The sequence below is a fragment of the Providencia sp. JGM181 genome, from assembly GCF_018257375.1.
Lineage (GTDB): Bacteria > Pseudomonadota > Gammaproteobacteria > Enterobacterales > Enterobacteriaceae > Providencia > Providencia lanzhouensis.
The window spans coordinates 1-2,607 of sequence record NZ_JAERJY010000234.1 but is presented as its reverse complement, the minus strand read 5'-3'; the positions used below and the strand labels follow the sequence as shown (position 1 = coordinate 2,607).

The following is a 2,607-nucleotide window of genomic DNA, read 5'->3' as shown; positions in this document are numbered from 1 at the left end:
AGGTAATATTGAATGAATTATTTATAGAGCTCCTAGGAACGCTGGCTCGCCAATGTTGTGTGAGTTGAGCCGATAGGATTAGAAAATGATTGGATAAGAAAAGCAGTAAAGATACTCGGAATAACAGAAGGGAAATCGGTGTTATTTAGAAATGTCGTTGATATGCCTTTAGAGGATCAAATAAACCCCCCACATAGGGGTGGTTAGAATTTAAAACAATTAGAATACTGCACTTACCTTCTCTAAAATTACTGGAATATTTTTATACGCAGGAATACCACATTGAGGGTCAAAGTTATCAAGTGCTATCAAATTATTTGCTTCAGGAAAATAAGTGGCAACACAGCGATCAGCCATATCATAGATAACCACTTTTAGGTTATCTAAACGACGTTTAGTCCTATTTTGCCGATTATCTAAGGCAATAACATTGACTCTATCACCAGCAGATAATTTTTGTTTTTTTGCCTGAGCTTCACTGATAAAAATGACGTCTCTCTGTCCAAAAACACCACGATAGCGGTCATTCATTCCATAAATAGTTGTATTGTACTGGTCATGACTACGTATAGTTGCCAAAACTAATTCGCTATGTGTCGCAGACTCTGGATCTTCAATGACACCTTCAGTTGTTATAAAGTTTGCTTTACCTGATTGAGTTAACCACTTACGCTGAGCCGCTGCATTTGTTAAATGAAAACCTCCAGGAATTCGGATTCTTTTATTGTAATCTTCAAAACCTGGTAATACAGCTTCCATTGCATCACGAATTTTATCGTAATCATCAATGAAATCATCCCATTCAACTTTTGAGTTAGGAATCGTCGCTTTGGCAAGACCAGCAACAATTGCACATTCCGATTTTAAATATGGGCTAGCAGGTTTTAGCTTGCCATGTGAAGCATGTACCATTGACATAGAATCCTCAACAGTAATGCTTTGCGGACCTGATTTTTGAATATCTACTTCTGTACGACCTAATACAGGAAATAAAAATGTATTCTTTGCCGTCAACAAATGTGATCGATTAAGTTTGGTCCCAATATGAACAGCCATATCAAGTTTTTTCATTCCGCTGTAGCATGCATCCTTATCTGGCATAGCAACTGCAAGGTTTCCCCCCATACAAATCAATGCGTTTACTTTGCCTTCAGAGATTGCTTGCATGCTAGCCACGGCTGCATGACCAAAAGCGATAGGAGGCTTAAAACCAAAGCGTTGCTCAATTTTGTCGATAAAAGATTGGCTTGGTTTTTCGGTTATTCCAACAGTACGATCGCCTTGCACATTAGAATGCCCTCTCAATGGGCAAATTCCCGCACCATCTCGACCAATATTACCTTTCAATAATAAAAGATTGATTAGTTGCTGAATATTTTGAGTACCATGCTGGTGCTGCGTAATTCCCATGCCATAACAGATAATGGTATTTTTTGCCTCGATATAAAGTTGAGCAATTTGTTCTATTTCATCACGAGTCATGCCACTCACCGATAAAATATCATCCCAAGAAGTAGTGAGCACATCTTGCTTAAGGTTATCAAAACCAACGGTATGAGTGCTTATAAATTCACTATCTAATATAGGCGCTTGACCTCTTGCTATAGCCGCATCGTGGTACTCAATAATAATGCGAATGACACCTTTAATTAATGCAGTATCTCCACCGATTCTAACTTTATAGTAATATCCTGCGAGAGGCGTGGACTCTAGCGTCAACATTTCAATTGGATCTTGCGGATAAGCAAATCGTTCTAATCCTCTTTCTTTTAAAGGGTTAATTGCGATAATTTTGGCACCTCGTTTTGATACTTCACGAAGTGAGCTGAGCATTCGAGGATGATTAGTTCCTGGATTATGTCCAATACAAATTACTAAATCAGCCTTGTCAAAATCATCAAGTAATACCGTACCTTTACCCACACCTATTGAGGCTGCAAGACCGACACTTGTCGGCTCATGGCACATATTTGAACAATCCGGAAAATTGTTAGTTCCATACTCTCTGGCAAAAAGCTGATATAAAAACGCAGCTTCATTTGAAGTTCGACCTGAAGTATAAAATTCAACCGAATTAGGATCTGAGTAATTTGATAACCGCTGACCTATTTGAGCAAAAGCATCGTTCCATTCAATTTTTTCATAGCGATCTGTTTGCTCATTATATTTCATTGGGTGAGTTAGACGACCTTCATTTTCCAAGTCATAGTCATCCCACGTTAACAATTCACTAACGGTATGTTTCGCAAAGAACTCAAGTGTTGCTCTCTTTGCAGTGGCTTCCCATGCCATCGCTTTTGCACCATTTTCACAGACATCAAACGATGCACTATGTTTAGGGTCAGGCCATGCACAACCGGGGCAGTCAAAACCTTGAGGCTTATTCATTTCAAACATAGTAATAATATCGGGTACAATATCCATCTGCTCGCGTATAGCTTCAGCGACAGCTTTAACTGCTCCCCAGCCTGCCGCAGGTCCAGTGTAATTTTCGATTTTTTCTTTCATTTTCATTACTCTTTTAAATTTAAATGTAACAAGAAATAAACGTTATTTTATTACAGTGTAATTATGATTAATGTGGAGTGACGAATACCGACTTATCTT

General features: G+C 38.6%; 1 protein-coding gene. It reads right to left on the bottom strand.

Features of this window, described 5'->3' with window-relative positions; genetic code table 11:
* Nucleotides 1–219: 219 nt before the first annotated feature.
* Entirely contained in the window at nt 220–2,508 is a 2,289-nt protein-coding gene (locus tag JK188_RS17045; protein ID WP_211887806.1) for an FdhF/YdeP family oxidoreductase, read from the bottom strand.
* Nucleotides 2,509–2,607: the final 99 nt, after the last annotated feature.

Bases quoted from the DNA above. Each gene is read 5' to 3' on its own strand.
- JK188_RS17045 (WP_211887806.1), bottom strand. From the start codon at position 2,508: ATGAAAGAAAAAATCGAAAATTACACTGGACCTGCGGCAGGCTGGGGA.